Consider the following 19,764-nt stretch of genomic DNA (forward strand, 5'->3'; position numbering starts at 1 on the left):
CCCCTCCTCGCATCGAGTGATCCAGGTCGATGCTATGGGCCGCGCGGAGGTCGGGTAAATAGCTACACGGATGAATGCTCGATCAAAACTATCCTACGGTCAGCCGACCAGGGCGGCGTAGCGGCCGCGCCGGTCCAGCAGCGCGTCGTGGGTGCCGGACTCGACGATCCGGCCGTGGTCGAGCACCGCGATCCGGTCGGCGTCGCGCACGGTGGAGAGCCGGTGCGCGATGGTCACCACGGTGCGGCCCCGGGCCAGCTCGTCCAGCGCCCGCTGGACCGCGCGTTCGGTCTCGGTGTCCAGCGCGCTGGTCGCCTCGTCCAGCACCAGGATCCGCGGGTCGCGCAGCAGGGTCCGGGCGATCGCCAGGCGCTGCTGCTCGCCGCCGGAGAACCGGTGGCCGCGCGAGCCGACCATGGTGTCGTACCCGTCGGGCAGCGCGGCGATGAGGTCGTGGATGCGGGCGGCGCGGGCGGCGGCCTCGATGTCGGCGTCGGTGGCGTCCGGACGCGCGTACCGGAGGTTGTCCCGCACGGTGCCGTGCAGCAGGTACGTCTCCTGGCTGACCACGCCCACGACGGCGGCCAGATCGGCCGGGCGCAGGTCGCGCAGGTCGATCCCGTCGATGGTGATGCGGCCGGCGTCCGGGTCGTGCAGCCGGCTGATCAGCGCGGCGAGCGTGCTCTTGCCGGAGCCGGTCTCCCCCACCAGGGCGAGGCTGGTGCCGGCCGGGACGTCCAGGCTGACGCCCGCGAGGGCGGCGGTGTCGCTGCCCGGGTAGCTGAAGGTGACGTCCTCGACGCGCAGGTGGCCGCGGGCGGTGGCCGGGTCGAGCGGGACCGGGCGGGCCGGCTCGGCGACCTCGACGGGCAGGTCGAGGTATTCGAAGATGCGGGCGAACAGCGCAAGCGACGCGGTGAGCGTGACGCCCACGTTGAGCAGGCCCATCAGCGGCCGGAACAGGTTGCCCTGCAGGGCGGTGAACGCGACGAGCGTGCCGATGGTGAGCGTGCCGGCGGTGCCGGGCAGCCCGGCACCGAGGTAGATCACCGCGGGGATGGCGGCGAAGACGATGCTCATGGCGGCCATCCGCCAGCGTCCGGCCAGCTCGGAGCGCAGTTCCAGGTCGACCAGGCGGGCCGAGGACGCGGTGAACCGGTCGACCAGGGCCGGGCCGGTGCCGAGCGTCTTGGCCAGCCGGACGCCACTGACCGACAGCCCCTCCTCGATGGTCACGGTGAGGTCGGCCAGCTCGCGCTGGCGCTGGGCGGTGATCTCCCGGCGCAGCCGGGCGACGCGGCGGGTGAGCCACAGCGCGGGCGGCAGCACGACCGCCGAGACGAGCGTGAGGCGCCAGCTCAGCGCCAGCATGGCGATGGTGGTGGCGACCACTGTGGTGAGGTTGGCGGCGATCGAGGTGGCGGTGGAGGTGACGACCGCCTGCATGCCGCCGATGTCGTTGGTGATGCGCGACTGGACCTCGCCGGTGCGGGTGCGCACGAAGAAGCCGATCGACTGCCGCTGGAGGTGCGCGAAGACGTCGGCGCGCAGCCGGTGCATGACCTGCTGGCCGACGCGGGTGGAGATCCAGGTCTGGGCGACGCCGAGCACGGCGGTGACGGCGGCGACCGCGACCATGCCCGCGACCAGCCAGGCCAGCAGCGTCAGGTCACGCTCGGGCAGGGCCCTGTCGATCACGGTACGCAGCAGGAACGGCGTGGCCATCGCGATGATCGAGGACGCCACGATGATCGCCACCACGGTGGCGAGCGGGCCGCGGTGCGCGGTGAACAGGCCGCCGATCCGGCGCAGGGACACGTCGCGGGCCTGGGCCTTCTCGGCCGGGGAGACGGTTCGGCCGTCGCGACGGCCTTCGGGGATGCGATCCAAGGGTGCTCCTCATGTGGGGGACGAATGCCGAACTACCAACAATGCTGAGGTTACCTCAACATGAGGGAACAACACGAAAGCCTGTTACCGTATTCCCCGTGGACGGCAGCGACGAGAGCCTGGCCGAGACGTTCTGGGCGGTGACCCGCCAGCTGCGGCACCAGACCAAGCGCGCGCTTGCGCCGTGGGAGATCAGCCCCGGGCAGGCGCGGGCGCTGGGCGTGCTGATGCGTCACGGCGCGCTGCGTCCCGGCGCGCTCGCCGAGCACCTGCGCATCGCGCCGCGATCGGCCACCGAGGTGATCGACGGGTTGCAGGAGCGCGGGCTGGTCGAACGCCGGCCCGACCCGGCCGACCGGCGGGCCACGCTGGTCGCGCCCACCGCCGAGGGCGAGCGGGTGGGCGCCGCGATCCGGCAGGCGCGGGCCACCGAGGCGGAACGGTTCTTCGGCGCGCTCTCGCCGGACGACCGGGACGAGCTGACCCGCATCCTGCGCCGCCTGCGCGAGGACTAGATCAGCGGTTTCACCCGATCCGGGTGAGGCGACAGGCCCCGTGGCGGGGAATAGCGCCATCGGGAGGAGGGCCGATGGTCGACGCCACCGAAGAGTTCTTCCGGAGCCTGGGGCAGCGCCGGCAGCGCGGGCTGACAGCGCTCCACGAGGGCAGCGTCCGGTTCGACATCGCCGGTGACGGGTCGGTCGACCACTGGCTGGTCTCCATCGCCCGGGGCGAGGTCACCGCGGCACGGCAGGCCACCGGCGGGGACGCGGTCGTCCGGGCGGACCGGGCCGTCTTCGACCGGATCGCCCGGGGCGAGGCGTACTTCCTGACCACCGTCCTGCGCGGCGAGGCCGAGGTGGAGGGCAGCCCCCGGCTGTTCGCGACCGTACGCCGGCTGTTCCCCTCCCCGCCCGGCTCGCGCCCGGAAGGACACCGGGGAGACGATCATGGGTGACGACCACGTCGGCATCTTCGACGGGACGATCTTCCTGGTCTGCGACCGGGCCGGCGACATCGTCCCGGCGGCCGACGGCACCCACGGCCTGTTCGCCCACGACACCCGCCTGCTGTCCCGGTGGCAGCTCACCATCGACGGCGAGCGGCTCAGCACGCTGTCCATCGACGACATCCAGTACTTCGAGAACCGGTTCTACCTGGTCCCGGGCGCGCAGGACGTCTACGTCAACAGCACGCTCGAGGTGCGCCGCACCCACAGGCTGAACAGCGGACTCCACGAGGAACTGGTCCTGGTCAACAACGACCGGCGAGCCGTCGACCTGACCGTACGGATCGAGGTGGACGCGGACTTCGCGGACCTCTTCGCGGTCAAGGAGGGCACGACGAACCGGGAGGGGCGGCACTACCGGCGGGTCGACGGCCCGCGACTCGTCCTGGGTTACCAGCGCGAACGCTACCGCCGCGAGACGATCGTGTCGGCGACGGCTCCGGCGGAGGTGGACGAGAACGGCCTGACGCTGCGCGTGCACATCGAACCGCACGGCCGGTGGCAGACCCGGCTGACCGCCGAGCCGGACCTCCCCCTGCCCCGCGGACTGGAACGGCTCAGCCTGCCCGGACGGGTCGAGGGCAACGCCCGGGACAAGCCCGTCGAGCTACGGGAGTGGCTGGACCGGGCGCCGCGACTGGAGACCAGCTGGGGGCCGTTGCAGAACACCTACCGGCAGAGCCTCATCGACCTGGCCGCGCTGCGGTTCAGCCCGTTCCTCGCCGGGACCGGGTGCGTGCTGGCCGCCGGGCTGCCCTGGTTCATGAGCCTGTTCGGCCGCGACAGCATCCTCACCAGCCTCCAGGCGCTGCCGTTCGCACCGGAACTCGCCGCCACCACGCTCACCGTGCTCGCGTTCCGCCAGGGCAGCCGGATCGACGACTTCCGGGAGGAGGAGCCGGGCCGGATCCTGCACGAGATGCGCTACGGCGAGCTGACCGTCTTCGACGAGACGCCGCACAGCCCCTACTTCGGCAGCGCGGACGCCACTCCCCTGTTCCTCGTGCTGCTCGACGAGTACGAGCGGTGGACCGGCGACGCCGCCCTCGTGCGCGCGGTGGAGCAGGAGGCGCGGGCGGCCGTCGACTGGATCGACCACTACGCCGACCGGGCCGGCAACGGCTACGTCTCCTACGAGCGGCGCAACCCGGTGAACGGCCTGGAGAACCAGTGCTGGAAGGACTCCTGGGACAGCATCTCCTACCGCGACGGCCGGCTGCCGGGCTTCCCGCGCGCCACCTGCGAACTCCAGGGGTACGCGTACGACGCGAAGGTGCGCACCGCCCGGCTGGCCCGCGAGATCTGGCACGACGCGGCGTACGCGGACCGGCTGGAGCGGGACGCCGCCGACCTCAAGCGCCGCTTCAACCACGACTTCTGGATCGACGACGGCGAGTACATGGCGCTGGCGCTGGACGGCGACGGCAGCAAGGTGGACGCCCTGTCGTCGAACATCGGCCACCTGCTGTGGAGCGGCATCGTCGAGGAGCCGAAGGCCGAGGCCCTGGTGCGGCACCTGATGTCACCGGCGATGTTCAGCGGCTGGGGTGTCCGCACGCTGGCCGAGGGCGAGGCCCGCTACAACCCGGTGGGCTACCACGTCGGGACCATCTGGCCGTTCGACAACTCGTTCATCGCCTGGGGACTGCGGCGCTACGGGTACGCCGAGGAGGCGGCCCGCGTCGCGGCCGGCATCCTGGACGCGGCGGCCTTCTACGACGGCCGGCTGCCGGAGGCGTTCGCCGGGCACAACCGGTCCGAGACCCGCTACCCGATCCGGTATCCGACCGCGTGCAGCCCGCAGGCGTGGTCGGCCGGAGCGCCGCTGCTGCTCCTGCGGACGATGCTCGGCCTGCGGCCGGTCGGCGACGATCTCGTGGCCCGGCCGGCTCTGCCTGCTAGCCTCGACTACGTGGCGTTGCTCGACATCCCCGGTCGTTGGGGGCGGCTGGACGCCTTCGGCAGGAGCACCGCCGCCGGCGGCCTGAGCCGTTACGAGCTGGCGCCACAGCAGCTCTCCGCACCGTGACGGGATCGACATGCAGCGCATCGACTGGGAGCACACCGCGGTCGTGGGCGTCCACTGGCAACCCGAGGTGGTCAGCCCGGACGGCGTCTTCGGCCCGTTCTTCGCCGACCAGGTGGCCCGGCACGGCGTGGCGGCGAACGCGGCCCGGGTCGCCGCCGCCGCGCGGGCAGCGGGCGGCCTCGTGGTCTTCACCCGGGTCGCCTACCGGCCCGGCTACCCGGACCTGATCACCAACACCCCGAGCTTCGCGATGATCGCCGAACGCGGGGCGTTCCTGGAGGGCGACCCGAAGACCCGCATCGTCGACGAGGTCGGGCGACAGCCCGGCGACGTCGTGGTCACCGGCACCCGGCTCGGTGGATTCTCCGGCACCGAACTGGACCTGATCCTGCGCGGCCGGGGCGTGCGGACCGTGGTGTTCACCGGCGTCGCGACGAACCTGGCCGTCGCCGCCACCGCCTACCAGGCGGTCGACAACGGGTACCGCATCGTCACCGTCTCCGACGCGTGCACGGCGGCCACCGACGAGCTGCACGAGGCGTACCTGACCACGCTGGGCCAGCTCGGCGAGATCGCCACCACCGGCGAGATCGCCTGACCGGCCGCCGGGGCGCTCAGCGCAGGCCGGCGGCGATCGCGTCGACCAGCAGCGCGCCGAGCATCCGGGCCATCACCGCGCGGGCGGCGTCCACGTCGAGACCCATCGAGTCGCGCATCATCGACCAGGACGACCAGGTGCCGGCCACCGTCAGCGCGTCCAGCAACTGCGCGCGGCCCGGACCGGCGTGCGCCAGCTCCGGGGCGAACACCGCCTCGATCTCGTGCCGGACCCGGGCGACCGCCGCCTCCCGGTTGCGGCGCAACTGCGGGGAGAACGGCTCCCGCAGCGCCGACGCGCGGGCCGAGGGCGCCAGCACCTCCAGCAGCCGGGCGCGCTGGTCGCAGAACGCGGCGATCCGGGCGGTCAGCGGCAGTTCCGGCGACACCGGCCGCCAGAGCGCGGCCTGCCGCTCGCCGACCCGCCGCCCGGTCGCGGCGAACAGCGTCTCCATGTCCTTGAAGTTGGTCCAGAGCGTGCGCAGCGACACCCCGGCCCGCTCGGCGATCCGTTCCCCGGTGGGGCGCAGGTCACCGGAGTCGATCAGGGCCAGGTGCGCCTCCACGATCGCGGCCCGGGTCCGCTCGGCTCGCGCCGCCCGGCCGTCCACCCGCTCCGGCGGGTCGGCCTCCACCTCGATCATGGGTACGGATCTCCTGTTGCTCGGGTACCGGCGGCAACTCTACGTGCGTGCCGCCGGGCGACCGGCACCCGGCCGCCCGGCGGGACGCCTCAGGCGGTCGGCACCGCGTCGGCGGGCGGGTTCGTCGGCGGCTCGGTGAACTCGGTGACCGCGCCGTCGCCGTCGTCCGTGGTGTACGCGGGACCGAAGTACTCCTGCACGCCGTTGCTCACCTTGGTGAGCCGGACGCCGCCGTAGCCGGCGTGCACGCCGTCGGCGTACCGGAAGGGGACCAGGCCGGGCCCGCGGAAGCCGCCCTTGCGCACGGCCTCGACCAGCTTCTCCCGGGTGGGGTCGGGCCCGGCGGCGAGCATCGCCTGGACGAACGTGTACGCCATCGAGTAGCCGTAGATGGCGTTGCCGTCGACCGGGTTGCCCGCGTTGTACTTCTGGTGGATCTTGGTGAACTCCTGGATCCACGGGTTCGCGGTGTCGGCCACGTTCGGCAGGTAGTTGTCGGCCACCATGCCCTCGAGGATCACCTTCTTGTCGCCGAGCTGGGCGGCCAGCGTGGTGTAGTCGGCGCCCACGTTGGACACCACCCACTGCGCCTTGAAGCCCTGCCCGGCGGCCTGGCCCATGGCCAGCGCGGTGAAGCCGGGGATGGTCGCCGAGATGACCACCTGGCAGCCGGCCGCGCGCAGCGCCCCGATCGCCGGGCCGACCTGCTGGTTGGTGGTGGTGTACGTCTGCTTCGCCGCGACCGGGCCGAGGACCTGCTCGACGCCGACCAGCGAGTCCCGCCCGAAGTCGTCGTTCTGCCCGAAGTGGCAGACCTTCGCGCCGGGGAACTCCCGCTTGACGTAGCTGGCCAGGATCTTGCCCTCGACCGTGTAGTCGGGCTGCCAGCCGAACGTCGTCGGGTACCTGTCCGGCTCGTTCCAGTTGCGGCTGCCGGAGGCGACGAACAGGTCCGGCACCTTCTGCGTCTTGACGAACTCCAGCACGTTCGTGTGCGTGGGCGTGCCTAGGCCGCCGAGCAGCGCGAAGACCTTGTCGTCGAGCACCAGCTTGCGGACCACGTTCTCGGTGTTGGCGGGGTTGTAGCCGTCGTCCATGACCTTGTAGACGATCTTCCGGCCGTGCACGCCGCCCTTGGCGTTGACGTGCTCGAAGTACGCCTTGGTGGCGGCGGAGATCTTCGAGTAGCCGGGCGCGGCCGGTCCGGTGAGCGGTTGGTGGGTGCCGATGACGACCTCGGAGTCGCTGACGCCGGGAACGTTCTCGGCGGCCTGCTTCTCGTCGTCGGCGCAGGCCGGCAGCGCGGCCAGCAGGGCCAGGCCGGCGGCGGCCGCGAGAACGCGGCGGGTGGTGGTGCGCATGGTTCTCCATTCCGGTGCGACGGTGCGAACGGTGTGGGTGGAACCGGTGAGGTCAGCGGTCCGGCGGCCGGGGGGTGGCGGGACGGCGGCGGACGGCCCCGCGTAGGCGGGCGGTGAGGGCACGCACGCCGCCCTGCAGGCCGCCCGGGGCGGCGAGCATGACGACGATGAGGACCAGGCCGAACACGGCCAGCGCGAGGTTGCCCTCCAGCCGCTGGGCCAGCCCGGCGGAGAGGCTGAGGTGTTCGGTGAGCAGGCCGGGCAGGTCCTGGAGCGCGACCAGCAGCACCGCGCCCCAGACCGCGCCGGCCAGGCTGCCCAGCCCGCCGATGACGATCGCCATGAGCAGGAACAGCGACAGGTCCAGCGGGAACTTGCCGGGCGCGACGGTGGCGGTGAGCATGGCGTACACGCCGCCGCCCAGCCCGGCGCAGGCGGCGCTGACCACGAACGCGAGCACCTGCGTACGGGCCACCGGGATGCCGGCGAGCCGGGCCGCGACCTCGTCGTCGCGTACCGCCCGCAGCGACCGGCCGAAGCGGCTGCGCACCAGGTTGGCCAGCAGCAGCATGGTGAGCAGCGCGGCGGCCAGCGCGATCCAGGCCAGCCAGCGCTCGGGCTGGAAGTAGGCGCCGAGCGCGGCCGGTGGCGTCTGCGCCGGGAACGACAGCCCCTGCTCGCCGTTGAACACGCCGGTGAAGATCGTGGTGACCGCCGGGACGAGCGTCGCCACGGCGAGGGTCACGCCGGCCAGGTAGGGGCCGCGCAGCCGGGCCGCGGCCAGCCCGACGACGAGTCCGCCGAGCGCGGTCACCGCGACCCCCGCGAGCAGCGACGCCGGCAGCGTCCACCACCCGCGTACGGCCCGCTCGTCGAGGGCCTGCTGGGTCAGCGCCACGGTGTACGCGCCGGTGGCCATCAGCGCGCCGTGCCCGAGCGAGAGCTGGCCGTTGAGCCCGACCAGCACGGTGTGCCCGGCGGTGACGCAGAGGAACGCGCAGACGCGCGCCACCTGGAGGTTCTGGTACGGCGCGAGCTGGTTGGTGACCAGCACGACGAGCGTGCCGGCGAACACGGCCACGGCCAGGTGGCGCAGCAGCGTGGAGCCGCGCGGATCGCGTCCGGCCGGCGCGCCGGGCAGCAGCCGGCGCAGCGGGGACGCCGTGGCGGGCGCGGTCTCGGTCGGGGTGGTCGTCACACGTGCCTCGCTCTCGCCGCGGAGAAGAGCCCGCCGGGGCGGACCAGCAGGACGGCCAGCAGCAGCACCAGGACGGCCAGCGGGGTGGTGTCCGGTCCGAGGTAGCCGGTGACGTAGGACAGGATCAGCCCGACCAGCAGGCCGCCGACGACAGCGCCGACCGGGCTGTCCAGGCCGCCGACCACGGCGGCGGTGAACGCGACCACGAAGACCAGGTCCATGGCGTGCGAGTGCAGGCCGAGTCCGGTGGGGACGACGAGCATCCCGGCCAGCGCGCCGACGGCGGCGGCGAGCGCCCAGCCGAGCGTGAGCATCCGGCCGACGCTGACGCCGAGCAGCCGGGACACCTCGGGGGCGAACGCGGCAGCCCGCATCCGCAATCCGATCGGGGTGCGGGTGAACAGCACCGCGAGCAGCGCCACCACCGTGAGCGCCGCGCCGAGCACCCAGAGGTCGTACGGGGACAGCGCGGCCACCCCGGCGATGGTGAGCGCGTCGGTGTCGAACGGCGCCGGGGCGGGACGGTACTCGTTGCCGAAGATCATGCCGAGCACCGCCTGGATGACGAGCACCAGGCCGAGCGCGACGATCACCTGGTTGAGCGGCCCGCCGGGTCCGGCGAACCGCATCAGCACCCGCTCCACCAGCGCGCCCAGGGCCAGTCCGGACAGGATCGCGGCGGCCAGGCCGAGCCAGTACGAGCCGGTGGCGGAGACGACCGCGTAGCCGACGTAGGCGGTGGCCACGGCCATCGCGCCCTGGGCGAAGTTGACCACCCGGGCGGCCCGCCAGATGAGCACCAGCGCGAGCGCGAACGCCGCGTAGACCGCCCCGGCGGCGAGCCCGTCGAAGGTGAGGAACCAGAACCGCTCCATCCGCGACCCCTTCCTAGAATCCGAGGTACGCGTGCCGGAGCTGGTCGTCGTCGCGCAGCCGGGCTGCCGGCGCGGCGGTCACCACGCGCCCGAGCGACATGACGATGCCCTGGTCGGCGATGGAGAGCGCGGAGCGCACGTTCTGCTCGACCAGCAGCACGGTGAGCCCCCGTTCGTCGCGCAGCCGCCGCAGCAGCGCCATGATCTGCGCGGTGACCTTGGGCGCCAGCCCGAGCGACGGCTCGTCGAGCAGCAGCAGCCGGGGCCGGGCGATCAGCGCGCGGCCGATCGCGAGCATCTGCCGTTCGCCGCCGGAGAGCTGGTGTCCGGCGTGGTCGCGGCGGCGGGCCAGCGCGGGGAACAGCTCGTACACCTCGTCCTGCGCGCGCCGGGCGTCGGCCCGGTCACGCCGCCACAGCCCGCCCAGGCGCAGGTTCTCCGCCACGGTCAGCTCGGTCACCACGCCGCGCCCCTCCGGCACGTGCGCCAGCCCGCGCCGGACCAGGTGTTCCACCCGGACGCCGCGCAGGTCCTCGCCCGCGTACCGGATCCGGCCGCCGGTGGGCCGCAGCAGGCCCGAGAGGGTACGCAGCAGCGTGGTCTTGCCCGCGCCGTTGGCGCCGAGCACGGCGGTGACGGTGCCGGCCGGGACGGTGAACGCGACGTCGCGCAGCACCGGCACCGGGCCGTAGCCGCTGCTGAGCGCCTCCACCTCCAGCACGGCGGTCACGGCGTGCTCCCCTCGACCGGCACGTCGGCGCCCAGGTAGGCCTCGGTGACCCTCGGGTCGTCGCGGATGCTCTCCGGCGCCCCGGCGGCGATCACCTTGCCGAAGTCGAGCACCACGAGGTCGTGGCAGACGGACATGACCAGGTCCATGTGGTGCTCGACGAGCAGCACGGCGCAGCCGTCGGCCCGGTCGGGCAACGCGCGGACCAGGTCGGCCAGCTCGGCCACGTCGTCGGCGCCGAGACCGCCGGCCGGCTCGTCGAGCAGCAGCAGCCGGGGGCGGGCGATCAGCGCGCGGGCCAGCGCGACCCGCTTGCGTACCGCATAGGGCAGGGTGCCCGGCGCGGCGTCGGCGTGCTTGTCGATGCCCAGCTCGGCGAGCAGGTCCAGGGCCCGGGCGCGCAGCCGGCGCTCGTCGTTGTCGCTGCGCGGCAGGCCGAACAGCGCGGCGGCGAAACCGGCGCGGGCGGTGTGGCTCGCGCCGGCCACCACGTTCTCCAGCACGGTCAGCCCGGCGAACAGGCCGACGCCCTGCAGCGTGCGGGCGATGCCGAGCCGGGTGAGGGCGTGCGGGCGGGGCCGGAACGGCCGGCCGTCGAGCGTGAGCGACCCCTCGGTGGGTCGGACGAAGCCGCAGACCACGTTGAACAGCGTGGTCTTGCCGGCGCCGTTGGGCCCGATCACGCCGACGACCCGGCCGGGCGGTACGCGCAGCGAGACGTCGTCGAGGGCGACCAGGCCGCCGAAGCGTACGCCGACGTGGTGCAGCGCCAGACCCTGATCGTCGACGGGGGTGGCCGGTGGGCTCATCGTCACCTCGTGCCGGTCGACGGAGCGCGGAAAAACTAATTACACCGGGAGTGTACTTTTCTCTGCCGCCGCGTCAATGCCCAGACGATCACGGTTCATTTCCCGGGGTTATCGGCCTCCAACGTGCACTGTCGGTGTGATCATCCCGCCATCCGGTCGCGGGCGCGGCGCAGGAACGTCTGCTCCGCCGCGTTGCCGGTGCCGGCGATCGCCGCGTCGTACGCGATCCGGGCCTGCGCCGGACGGTCGAGGCGGCGCAACAGGTCGGCCCGGATCGCGTGCCACACGTGGTATCCGGTCAGGTCCAGCCGGTCCACTTCGGCCAGAGCGGCCGCCGGTCCGCGTACCTCGGCCAGCGCGACCGCCCGGTTCAGCGCCACCACCGGTCCCGGCGCGACGGCCGCCAACTGGTCGTAGAGCGCGAGGATCTGTCCCCAGTCGGTCGCGGCGGCGGTCGGCGCGTCCGCGTGCACCGCGCCGATCGCGGCCTGGAGCTGGTACGGGCCGGGCCGGCCCCGCCGCAGGCACCGGCGGACCAGATCCTGGCCCTCGGCGATCAGCTCCCGGTCCCACCGGCCACGGTCCTGCTCGGACAGCGACACCGGCGCCCCGTCCGGCCCGGTCCGGGCGTCCCGGCGCGCCTCGGTGAGCAGCATCAGCGCGAGCAGGCCGAGCGCCTCCGGCTCGTCCGGCATCAGCGTCACCAGCAGCCGGCCCAGCCGGATCGCCTCGGCGCCCAGCTCGGCGCGGCCCAGCCGCTCCCCCGCGCTGGCCGTGTGCCCCTCGTTGAAGATCAGGTAGACCACCGCGAGGACCCCGCGCAGCCGGTCCGGCAGGTCCGCGTCGCGCGGCACCCGGTACGGGATACCGGCGTCGCGGATCTTCGCCTTGGCCCGGACCAGGCGCTGCGCCATCGTCCGCTCCGGCACCAGGAAGGCGCGCGCGATCTCGGCGGTGCTCAGGCCGCCGAGCAGGCGCAGCGTCAACGCCACCCGGGCGGGCGCGGCGAGCGCCGGGTGGCAGCAGGTGAAGATCAGGCGCAGGCGGTCGTCGGGCACGGGCCCCTCCTCGGCGGGCGGGTCGGCGGCGTGCAGCAGGGCGGCCTCGGCGTGCCGGGCAGTCCGGGTGGCCTCGCGGCGCAACCTGTCGATCGCCCGGTTCCGGGCGGTGGTGATGATCCAGCCGGCCGGGCTGGGCGGCGGCCCGTCGGCGGCCCAGCGCGTCACCGCGATCGCGAACGCCTCCTGGACCGCCTCCTCGGCGAGGTCGATGTCGCCGAGGAGACGGACCAGGACGGCTACCGCGCGGCCGTACTCGGCCCGGAAGACCCGTTCGACGTCGGTCATCCCTCGCCCTGGAACGGGCGGACCTCGATCGGCAGCGTGGTCGCGAGGGCGTACCGGCGGCCCCAGTCCAGCGCGGCGTCCAGATCGGGCGCCCGGATGATGGTGACGCCGCCCAGGTACTCCTTGCCCTCGGCGAACGGCCCGTCGGTGACCAGCACCTCGTCACCGGCCGGGCGCAGCACGGTGGCGGTCTGCGGGTCGTGCAGGCCGTTGCCGAACACCCAGCACCCCGCCTCCCGCAGGTCCCGGCCGATGGCCTCGACCTCGCGCATCACCCCGGCCAGGAACTCCGGGTCCGGGCGTCCCTGGCCGGCCGGCTGGTACATGCTGATCAGGTACTGCTTCATCGGCTTCTCCTCGTCACCGGACGGCCCCGCGCCGCCCCTTCACCCTCCACACGAACGGCTGGCGCCGGTTTCGACACGCCGGGCCGGGTGAATCCGGCCGGGAGCGGGGTACGCCGCCGCGTGCGCCGCCACCGGGTCGTCGTCGTGGGCGCCGGGTTCTCCGGTCTGGCCTGCGCGCTCGCGCTGGACGCGGCGGGCGCGCAGGTGCGGGTGCTGGAGGCCCGGGACCGGGTGGGCGGCCGCACGCTCAGCCGACCGCTACCAGGCGGCGGCTGGCTCGATCTCGGCGCGCAGTGGATCGGCCCGACCCAGGACCGGATGTACGCGCTCGCCGCCGCGTACGGCCTGGCCACGTTCCCCTCCCCCGCGCGCGGCGCGGCGACGCTGCTGCTCGGCGCACGCCCGGCCACCGGCGAGGCGCCGGGGCTGTCCGCGCTGCTGGGCACGCTCGACGAGATGGCGGCCGGGCTCGACCCGGCCGCGCCGTGGCGGGCGGACGGGGCGGCACTGTGGGACCGGGTCACGTTCGGCGGCTGGCTCGATGCGAGCGGGGCCGACCCGGTCACCGCCGGGTACGCGGGCCGGATGCTCGCCGGTGGCCTGCTGGCCGCCTCGCCGGACGAGGTCTCGCTGCTGCACATGCTGTTCTACCTGCGCAGCGGCGGCGGCACCGGGTCGCTGCTGCGCATGGCGGGTGGCGCCCAGCAGGACCGGATCGCCGGCGGCCCGGCCGCGCTGGCCGAGCGGATGGCCGCCGCGCTGCCTCCGGGGAGCCTGTGCCTGCGCGCGCCGGTGGACGGCGTCGCGCAGGACCGCGACGGGGTGCGGGTGCGCTGCGGCGGCGAGACGTACCGCGGCGACGCGGTGGTGGTCGCGCTGGCGCCGACGCTGGCCGGGCGCATCCGGTACGACCCGCCGCTGCCGCCGCTGCGCGACGGGCTGACCCAGCGGATGCCGATGGGCGCGGCGCTCAAGGTCCACGCGCTCTATCCGGAGCCGTTCTGGCGGGCCGACGGCCGCTCCGGCGTGTCCAGCACCGACACCGGGCCGCTCACCGAGACGGTGGACAACTCGCTGCCGGACGTACCCGGTGGGATCCTCACCGCGTTCAGCTACGGCGCGCAGGCCCGGGCGCTGCGCCGGCTGCCGGAGGGCGCGCGCCGGGACGCGCTGTGCGAGGCGCTCGCCGCGATCTTCGGCCCGGCCGCCGCGCGCCCCGACGACCTCGTCGAGTACGACTGGTCTGCCGACGAGTGGACGCGCGGCTGCTTCTGCGGCGTCCTGCCGACCGGCGCGTGGTGCGCGTACGGCCCGGAACTGCGCACGCCGGTGGGCCGGGTGCACTGGGCCGGCACGGAGACCGCGACCCGGTGGAGCGGCTACCTGGAGGGCGCGGTGACCGCCGGCGAGCGCGCCGCCGCCGAGGCGCTCGCCCAGCTCGGCTGAGCACCCAATTCAGTGAGATTCTTCGATGCGCTCTATTGAAAAGTTTCTCCGCCCTGTGCACTAATGACGACAGTTCCTTTCGTCATACTCCCGCCGCCGGAGCGCGGCAACCCCCAGGGAGGACAGATGCACAGATCGATCCGATCGGCGCTGCGCGCGGCCGGAGCCGCGCTGCTCGCCACCGTCACCGTCGCCGCCGCGGCCCTGTCCGCAGCGGCACCCGCCTCCGCCGCCCCGGCCGGACTACCCGGCATGGACGTGTCCAGCTACCAGGGCAACGTGAACTGGTCCGGGGCGTGGGCCAACGGCGCCCGGTTCGCCTACGTCAAGGCGACCGAGGGCACGTACTACACCAACCCGTACTTCGCCCAGCAGTACAACGGCTCCTACAACGTCGGGATGATCCGCGGCTCGTACCACTTCGCCCGCCCCGACACCACCAGCGGCGCCGTCCAGGCCAACTACTTCGTCGACCACGGCGGCGGCTGGTCCAAGGACGGGCGGACGCTGCCCGGCGCGCTGGACATCGAGTACAACCCGTACGGCGCGACCTGCTACGGCCTGAGCCAGGCGTCGATGCGCAGCTGGATCGCCTCGTTCGTCAACCAGTACTACGCCCGCACCGGACGGTGGGCCACCATCTACACCACCACCGACTGGTGGAGCACCTGCACCGGCAACACCTCGCAGTTCGCGGCCAACAACCCACTGTGGATCGCCCGCTACTCCAGCAGCGTCGGCGCGCTGCCGGCCGGCTGGGGCACGTACTCGTTCTGGCAGTGGTCCTCCTCCGGGGTCTTCCCCGGTGACCAGAACGTGTGGAACGGCTCGCTGGACCGGCTGCGCGTGCTGGCCTGCAACGGACCCTGCTGACCCCGGCCCGGGCGTGGCGGGCGGTGCCGGTCCCGCCACGCCCGGCCGTACCTCACCCCACGAGGAGGCTGCGATGTCTGTTCCCGTCCACCGGCGGACCGTGCTGCGCGGCGCGGTCCTGCTCGGCGCCGCCGCCGGCGTCGGTGCGCTGACCCAGATCGGCTCCGGCCCCGACGCGCGGGCCGCTGCCACCCGGGTCGACCAGCCGACCATCGCCAACTGCGCGACCTGGGGCGCCCGCCCGCCCTCGTCGCCGGTGAGCGTGGTGTCCAGCCGGCCCAACAAGATCATCGTGCACCACACCGCGTTCCCGAACACCACCGACTACAGCCTCGCCCAGGCGTACCGGAACTCCCGCGACATCCAGGACCTGCACATGGACAGCAACGGCTGGCTCGACTCCGGGCAGCACTTCACCAACAGCCGGGGCGGCTACCTGACCGAGGGCCGCCACGGCAGCCTCTACGCGCTGCTGCACGGCCAGACCATGGTGCAGGGCGCGCACTGCGTCGGGCAGAACAGCCAGGCCATCGGCATCGAGAACGACGGCATCTACCTGGACGTGCAGCCGCCCCAGGCGCTCTGGAACAGCCTGGTGACGTTCTGCGCGTTCACCTGCCAGCAGTACGGCATCGCGCCCACCGAGATCTACGGACACAAGGACTTCAACGACACGCAGTGCCCGGGCCTGCTGCACGACCGCCTGCCGGAGCTGCGCCGTACCGTCGCCGCCCGTCTCGGCGGCTGACCACGGGGGTACGCGGGACGCCCGGGTGCGACGGGCGTCCCGCAGCGCGTCAGTGCTCGCTTATATAAGCCGCGTCTGATACAAAGGTGTCGTGCACGCCTTCGACGTCCTCGGCGACCCGGTCCGCCGCCGGATCCTGGAGCTGCTCGCCGACGGTGAGCAGCCCGCCGGGGCGCTCGGTGAGACCGTGCGGCGCGAGTTCGGCATCAGCCAGCCCGCCGTCTCGCAGCACCTCAAGGTGCTGCGCGAACACGGCTTCACCACGGTGCGCGCCGACGGCACCCGCCGGCTCTACGCCGTGGATCCCGGCCCGCTGCGCGAGATCGACGCGTGGCTGGACGGGTTCCGCCGCTTCTGGACGCCGCCACTGGCCGCGCTCGCCACCGAGCTGGCCCGGGGCCGCCGCGAACGACGGCTGCGCGCAGACGACACCGACGACGAGAGGACCGAACCATGATCGACGTGACCGGACAGATCAGCGCCGTCGAGCGCCGCATCGGCGACCGCACGCTCCCCGCCGGGCAGGCGCGGGTGCTCACCATCGCCCAGACGTACGACGCGCCGGTGGACGACGTCTTCGACGCCTGCACCAACCCGGAACGGATACCGCGCTGGTTCCTGCCGGTCTCCGGCGACCTGAGCCTCGGCGGCCGCTACCAGCTGGAGGGCAACGCCGGTGGCACCGTCGAACGCTGCGACCCGCCGCACGGCTTCGCCGCCACCTGGGAGTTCGGCGACGAGGTGAGCTGGATCGAGGTGCGGCTGCGCGAGGCCGGCCCCGGGCGTACCCGCTTCGAGCTGGAGCACGTCGCGCACGTCGACGACCAGCGGTGGGCCGAGTACGGCCCGGGCGCGGTCGGCATCGGCTGGGACCTGGCGCTGGTCGGGCTGGCCTCCCACTTCGCGGCCGACGGCACGGGCGTCGACCCGGCCGCCGCAGCCGAGTGGATGGCCTCACCCGAGGGCCTCCGTTTCGTCACCGAGTCCAGCAGGAGCTGGACGGAGGCAAGCATCGAAGCCGGCACCCCGGCCGAGGAGGCACAAGGCGCGGGCGAGCGCGTCACCGCGTTCTACACAGGCGCCCCCACGCCCTGACCCTCCTCTCCCCCCTCCCCGCCCTCCCCCCTCCCCGCCCTCTCCCCTCCCGCTCTCTCCTCGTCGATCTTGCGGTTTGGGCCCTCAGAATGTCCGTTTGACGGAGTTTGCGGGGCACCGAATCGCAAGATCGGCGGGTTCGGTCGAGCTCTTCGAGATCTTGGAAGGAAAGGGTCGCCATAGGAGCCTTTTCCTTTCAAGATCTCTTTGCATCTCGTGATGTGGAGCAGGCCTCTCCAAGCAGGACATCCGTCGTTGTCCCGGCGGAGATGCGGGTGATCGTTGCGGGGGCGAAAAGCGGCGGTGGGATGTCAGTGGGGTGGGGCAGACTGCGGGGCATGCCGATCCGTTCCGTCGCCGACCTGACCGCCGCGCTCGACACCGGCGCGACGTTCAAGTATCTGCGCTTCTGGGGGCACCGGCCGCAGCGCGACGGCGGTGTCGGCGCCGGTTGCCTGAGCCAGTGGTGGCCGGCGGCGTTCACAGTGGACGGCCGGGAGTTCGCCACCGCCGAGCACTGGATGATGTGGCACAAGGCCACCCTCTTCGGTGACCTGGCGGTCGCCGAGCGGGTGCTGGCCGCCGGGCACCCGCACCGGGCCAAGGCGCTCGGCCGGCAGGTGCGCGACTTCGACGAGGCGACCTGGGCGGCCCGCCGCTACGAGATCGTGGTGGCCGGCAGCGTGGCCAAGTTCGCCCAGCACGAGCCGTTGCGGCGGTTCCTGCTCGGCACCGGCGACCGGGTGCTCGTCGAGGCCAGCCCGACGGACCGGGTCTGGGGCATCGGCCTGACCGCCGACGACCCGCGCGCCGCCGACCCGGCGACCTGGCGGGGCGACAACCTGCTCGGCTTCGCCCTGATGGAGGCGCGCGCCCAGCTCGCCGGCCAGAGGGGGTGACGTCTGACCTCGGGCGGCAGGTGCGGGTAACGTGCTGCGGCGTGACCCCGTACTCGCACTGCTCCTTCTGCGGCGCGGCCTACCCGGCGGGCGCCGGGTGGCCGCGGGTCTGTTCCTCGTGCGGCGAGACGGTGTGGCGCAATCCGCTGCCGGTGGCGGTGGCGGTGCTGCCGGTCCGCACGCCGGAAGGGCTCGGCGTGGTCGTGGTGCGCCGCGACATCGAACCGGCCCGGGGGCTGCTGGCGCTCCCGGGTGGCTTCGTCGAGTACGGCGAGGAGTGGTCCGAGGCGCTCGTGCGGGAGCTGCGCGAGGAGACCGGGCTGCTGGCCGAGGCCGGCGAGGCGCGGCTGTTCGCGGTGCACGGCGCTCCGGCTGGCGGCACCATGATGGTCTTCGGGGTGCTGCCCGAGCGGGCTATCGGTGACCTGCCGCCGTCGGCGCCGACCGAGGAGGCCACCGAGTGGCTGGTGCTCACCGATCCGGTCGAGCTGGCCTTCTCCACGCACACCCGGGTGCTCGCCGATTTCCTCGCCGGGCAACGCCCGCTCTGACCGGACCGGCCCCGGCAGCGTGCGGCGCGGTCAGCCGCGGGCCGGAACCGGCTGGGGTGAGAACGGCACTGCGGCCGGCGCCTCGATCTCCGGCTCGCCGGCCGGGTGCCGCCACAGCCCGCGCCGCCGCAGGATCGGCAGCACGCCCTCGCCGAACCAGTACGCCTCCTCCAGGTGCGGGTGACCGGAGAGGATGAACTCGTCCAGGCCGAGCGCGTGGTACTCGGCGATCCGGTCGGCGACCTCGGTGTGGCTGCCGACGAGTGCGGTGCCCGCGCCGCCGCGTACCAGCCCGAATCCGGCCCACAGGTTCGGCGAGACCTCCAGCCCGTCGCGGGAGCCGCCGTGCAGGTCGAGCATCCGCCGCTGCCCCTCGGACTCGCTGCGTCGCAGCCCTTCCTGCACGGCGCGCACGTCGGCCTCGGGGATGCCGTCGAGCAGCTTGCGCGCCTGGGCCCACGCCTCCTCGGCGGTGTCCCGGCTGATCACGTGCAGCCGGATGCCGTACCGCAGCTCGCGGCCGGCCCCGGCGGCGAGCCCACGGATCCAGTCCAGCTTGCCGGCCACCTGCGCGGGCGGTTCGCCCCAGGTCAGGTACACGTCGCTGTGCCGGACGGCCACCGGCCCGGCCGCGCCGGACGACCCGCCGAAGTAGACCGGCGGCACCGGGTCGGGCAGCCGGCCGAGCCGGGCGCCCTCGACCTGCACGTGGGCGCCGTCGTGGTCGACCGTCTCGCCGCGCCACAGCGCCCGCACCACGTGCAGGAACTCGTCGGTACGCGCGTAGCGGGCGTCCTTGTCCAGGAAGTCGCCGTACGCGCGCTGCTCGGCCGACTCGCCGCCGGTGACCACGTTCAGTAGCAGCCGCCCGCCGGACAGGCGCTGGAACGTGGACGCCATCTGCGCGGCGAGGGTGGGTGAGAGCAGGCCGGGCCGGAACGCGACGAGGAACTTCAGCCGCTCGGTGACCTCGGTGAGCATGGCGGTGGTCAGCCAGGCGTCCTCGCACCAGGCGCCGGTGGGGGTGAGCGCGCCGGCGAAACCGAGCTGTTCGGCGGTGCGGGCGATCTGCCCCAGGTACGCCACGCTCGCGGGTCGCGCGCCACCGGCCGTGCCGACCGGTACGCCGTGTCCGCCGCCCACGATGTCCCGGCTGTCGCCGTAGGTCGGCAGGAACCAGTGGAAGGTGAGCGACATGGGGGCCTCCGGTGCGCGTCGGACGGGCCGTCTCCTGAGTGGTGGGACGACCGCGCCGACAGACTACCCATAAAACCTATCGGGTTGGTAGGTTGCTGTCGCCCGTCGATGCCGGGCCCT

The 19,764-nt window shown here is 73.5% G+C and carries 21 protein-coding genes; 11 read left to right on the forward strand and 10 right to left on the reverse strand.

The annotated features are described in order from the left end of the window. Positions 1-99: 99 nt before the first annotated feature. The gene (locus HA073_RS07095; RefSeq protein ID WP_369799351.1) at positions 100-1,881 is read right to left on the reverse strand and encodes an ABC transporter ATP-binding protein; all 1,782 of its coding nucleotides are present in this window, start codon (positions 1,879-1,881) and stop codon (positions 100-102) included. Positions 1,882-1,988: 107 nt separating this feature from the next. Here HA073_RS07095 and HA073_RS07100 point away from each other — a divergent pair, with 107 nt between their 5' ends. From HA073_RS07100 to HA073_RS07115, 4 genes are all read left to right on the forward strand, one after another. Next, positions 1,989-2,405, forward strand: a complete 417-nt coding sequence (locus HA073_RS07100; protein ID WP_166455948.1) for a MarR family winged helix-turn-helix transcriptional regulator — start codon at positions 1,989-1,991, stop codon at positions 2,403-2,405. Positions 2,406-2,479: 74 nt separating this feature from the next. Continuing rightward, complete coding sequence (locus HA073_RS07105; RefSeq protein ID WP_064445712.1) at positions 2,480-2,848, forward strand: SCP2 sterol-binding domain-containing protein; 369 nt, start codon at positions 2,480-2,482, stop codon at positions 2,846-2,848. Beyond that, positions 2,841-4,928 (forward strand): amylo-alpha-1,6-glucosidase, encoded by a 2,088-nt coding sequence (locus tag HA073_RS07110; protein WP_166455949.1) that lies wholly within the window; start codon positions 2,841-2,843, stop codon positions 4,926-4,928. Before HA073_RS07105 ends, HA073_RS07110 begins: the two co-directional genes overlap by 8 nt. 10 nt (positions 4,929-4,938) lie before the next feature. Next, on the forward strand, positions 4,939-5,526 hold the full coding sequence (locus HA073_RS07115) for a cysteine hydrolase family protein (RefSeq protein ID WP_166455950.1): 588 nt from the start codon (positions 4,939-4,941) through the stop codon (positions 5,524-5,526). A 16-nt stretch (positions 5,527-5,542) separates the two neighbouring features. Here HA073_RS07115 and HA073_RS07120 read toward each other — a convergent pair whose 3' ends face one another. The 8 genes from HA073_RS07120 to HA073_RS07155 all read right to left on the reverse strand — a co-directional run bounded on the left by HA073_RS07120 (position 5,543) and on the right by HA073_RS07155 (position 12,835). Continuing rightward, positions 5,543-6,169 carry a TetR/AcrR family transcriptional regulator gene (locus HA073_RS07120; RefSeq protein WP_064445710.1) on the reverse strand — a complete coding sequence of 209 codons (627 nt, stop codon included), beginning with the start codon at positions 6,167-6,169 and terminating at the stop codon, positions 5,543-5,545. 89 nt (positions 6,170-6,258) lie between these two features. Beyond that, positions 6,259-7,530 (reverse strand): ABC transporter substrate-binding protein, encoded by a 1,272-nt coding sequence (locus tag HA073_RS07125; RefSeq protein WP_166455951.1) that lies wholly within the window; start codon positions 7,528-7,530, stop codon positions 6,259-6,261. A gap of 52 nt (positions 7,531-7,582) precedes the next feature. Beyond that, positions 7,583-8,728 carry a branched-chain amino acid ABC transporter permease gene (locus tag HA073_RS07130; RefSeq protein ID WP_069088511.1) on the reverse strand — a complete coding sequence of 382 codons (1,146 nt, stop codon included), beginning with the start codon at positions 8,726-8,728 and terminating at the stop codon, positions 7,583-7,585. After that, positions 8,725-9,603, reverse strand: a complete 879-nt coding sequence (locus HA073_RS07135; RefSeq protein ID WP_166455952.1) for a branched-chain amino acid ABC transporter permease — start codon at positions 9,601-9,603, stop codon at positions 8,725-8,727. The genes HA073_RS07130 and HA073_RS07135 overlap by 4 nt, the downstream gene beginning before the upstream one ends. Before the next feature lie 13 nt (positions 9,604-9,616). Then, positions 9,617-10,333 (reverse strand): ABC transporter ATP-binding protein, encoded by a 717-nt coding sequence (locus HA073_RS07140; RefSeq protein ID WP_166455953.1) that lies wholly within the window; start codon positions 10,331-10,333, stop codon positions 9,617-9,619. Continuing rightward, complete coding sequence (locus HA073_RS07145) at positions 10,330-11,142, reverse strand: ABC transporter ATP-binding protein (RefSeq protein ID WP_166455954.1); 813 nt, start codon at positions 11,140-11,142, stop codon at positions 10,330-10,332. Before HA073_RS07145 ends, HA073_RS07140 begins: the two co-directional genes overlap by 4 nt. A gap of 140 nt (positions 11,143-11,282) precedes the next feature. Continuing rightward, positions 11,283-12,488 (reverse strand): RNA polymerase sigma factor, encoded by a 1,206-nt coding sequence (locus tag HA073_RS07150; RefSeq protein ID WP_166455955.1) that lies wholly within the window; start codon positions 12,486-12,488, stop codon positions 11,283-11,285. After that, a complete protein-coding gene (locus HA073_RS07155) occupies positions 12,485-12,835 on the reverse strand; it encodes a YciI family protein (RefSeq protein WP_064445706.1) in 351 nt (116 codons plus the stop codon). Before HA073_RS07155 ends, HA073_RS07150 begins: the two co-directional genes overlap by 4 nt. Between HA073_RS07155 and HA073_RS07160 the strand changes: the two genes are divergently transcribed. From HA073_RS07160 to HA073_RS07190, 7 genes are all read left to right on the forward strand, one after another. Then, on the forward strand, positions 12,827-14,281 hold the full coding sequence (locus HA073_RS07160) for an FAD-dependent oxidoreductase (RefSeq protein WP_205796509.1): 1,455 nt from the start codon (positions 12,827-12,829) through the stop codon (positions 14,279-14,281). The genes HA073_RS07155 and HA073_RS07160 overlap by 9 nt on opposite strands. A 126-nt stretch (positions 14,282-14,407) precedes the next feature. Beyond that, complete coding sequence (locus tag HA073_RS07165; protein ID WP_166455957.1) at positions 14,408-15,154, forward strand: lysozyme; 747 nt, start codon at positions 14,408-14,410, stop codon at positions 15,152-15,154. 73 nt (positions 15,155-15,227) lie between these two features. Beyond that, positions 15,228-15,902: a peptidoglycan recognition family protein gene (locus HA073_RS07170; RefSeq protein ID WP_064445704.1), complete on the forward strand. Its 675-nt coding sequence runs from the start codon at positions 15,228-15,230 to the stop codon at positions 15,900-15,902. Positions 15,903-15,993: 91 nt separating this feature from the next. Continuing rightward, positions 15,994-16,359: a helix-turn-helix transcriptional regulator gene (locus HA073_RS07175; RefSeq protein ID WP_064445703.1), complete on the forward strand. Its 366-nt coding sequence runs from the start codon at positions 15,994-15,996 to the stop codon at positions 16,357-16,359. Beyond that, positions 16,356-16,997, forward strand: coding sequence for an SRPBCC family protein (locus HA073_RS07180; RefSeq protein WP_166455958.1), 642 nt, complete (start codon positions 16,356-16,358; stop codon positions 16,995-16,997). Before HA073_RS07175 ends, HA073_RS07180 begins: the two co-directional genes overlap by 4 nt. A 308-nt stretch (positions 16,998-17,305) precedes the next feature. Beyond that, on the forward strand, positions 17,306-17,896 hold the full coding sequence (locus tag HA073_RS07185) for an NADAR family protein (protein ID WP_069088505.1): 591 nt from the start codon (positions 17,306-17,308) through the stop codon (positions 17,894-17,896). Between the two features lie 41 nt (positions 17,897-17,937). Then, positions 17,938-18,447 (forward strand): NUDIX domain-containing protein, encoded by a 510-nt coding sequence (locus tag HA073_RS07190; RefSeq protein ID WP_166455959.1) that lies wholly within the window; start codon positions 17,938-17,940, stop codon positions 18,445-18,447. A 30-nt stretch (positions 18,448-18,477) separates the two neighbouring features. On the opposite strand, the gene HA073_RS07195 is transcribed toward HA073_RS07190, so the two are convergent. Beyond that, positions 18,478-19,644 (reverse strand): LLM class flavin-dependent oxidoreductase, encoded by a 1,167-nt coding sequence (locus HA073_RS07195; protein WP_166455960.1) that lies wholly within the window; start codon positions 19,642-19,644, stop codon positions 18,478-18,480. Positions 19,645-19,764: the final 120 nt, after the last annotated feature.

It is taken from the genome of Micromonospora sp. CMU55-4, assembly GCF_011602315.1.
Lineage (GTDB): Bacteria > Actinomycetota > Actinomycetes > Mycobacteriales > Micromonosporaceae > Micromonospora > Micromonospora chalcea.

Bases quoted from the DNA above. Each gene is read 5' to 3' on its own strand.
- HA073_RS07195 (WP_166455960.1), bottom strand. From the start codon at position 19,644: ATGTCGCTCACCTTCCACTGGTTCCTGCCGACCTACGGCGACAGCCGG.
- HA073_RS07185 (WP_069088505.1), top strand. From the start codon at position 17,306: ATGTCAGTGGGGTGGGGCAGACTGCGGGGCATGCCGATCCGTTCCGTC.
- HA073_RS07150 (WP_166455955.1), bottom strand. From the start codon at position 12,488: ATGACCGACGTCGAACGGGTCTTCCGGGCCGAGTACGGCCGCGCGGTA.
- HA073_RS07125 (WP_166455951.1), bottom strand. From the start codon at position 7,530: ATGCGCACCACCACCCGCCGCGTTCTCGCGGCCGCCGCCGGCCTGGCC.
- HA073_RS07155 (WP_064445706.1), bottom strand. From the start codon at position 12,835: ATGAAGCAGTACCTGATCAGCATGTACCAGCCGGCCGGCCAGGGACGC.
- HA073_RS07110 (WP_166455949.1), top strand. From the start codon at position 2,841: ATGGGTGACGACCACGTCGGCATCTTCGACGGGACGATCTTCCTGGTC.
- HA073_RS07165 (WP_166455957.1), top strand. From the start codon at position 14,408: ATGCACAGATCGATCCGATCGGCGCTGCGCGCGGCCGGAGCCGCGCTG.
- HA073_RS07145 (WP_166455954.1), bottom strand. From the start codon at position 11,142: ATGAGCCCACCGGCCACCCCCGTCGACGATCAGGGTCTGGCGCTGCAC.
- HA073_RS07180 (WP_166455958.1), top strand. From the start codon at position 16,356: ATGATCGACGTGACCGGACAGATCAGCGCCGTCGAGCGCCGCATCGGC.
- HA073_RS07105 (WP_064445712.1), top strand. From the start codon at position 2,480: ATGGTCGACGCCACCGAAGAGTTCTTCCGGAGCCTGGGGCAGCGCCGG.
- HA073_RS07135 (WP_166455952.1), bottom strand. From the start codon at position 9,603: ATGGAGCGGTTCTGGTTCCTCACCTTCGACGGGCTCGCCGCCGGGGCG.
- HA073_RS07115 (WP_166455950.1), top strand. From the start codon at position 4,939: ATGCAGCGCATCGACTGGGAGCACACCGCGGTCGTGGGCGTCCACTGG.
- HA073_RS07170 (WP_064445704.1), top strand. From the start codon at position 15,228: ATGTCTGTTCCCGTCCACCGGCGGACCGTGCTGCGCGGCGCGGTCCTG.
- HA073_RS07120 (WP_064445710.1), bottom strand. From the start codon at position 6,169: ATGATCGAGGTGGAGGCCGACCCGCCGGAGCGGGTGGACGGCCGGGCG.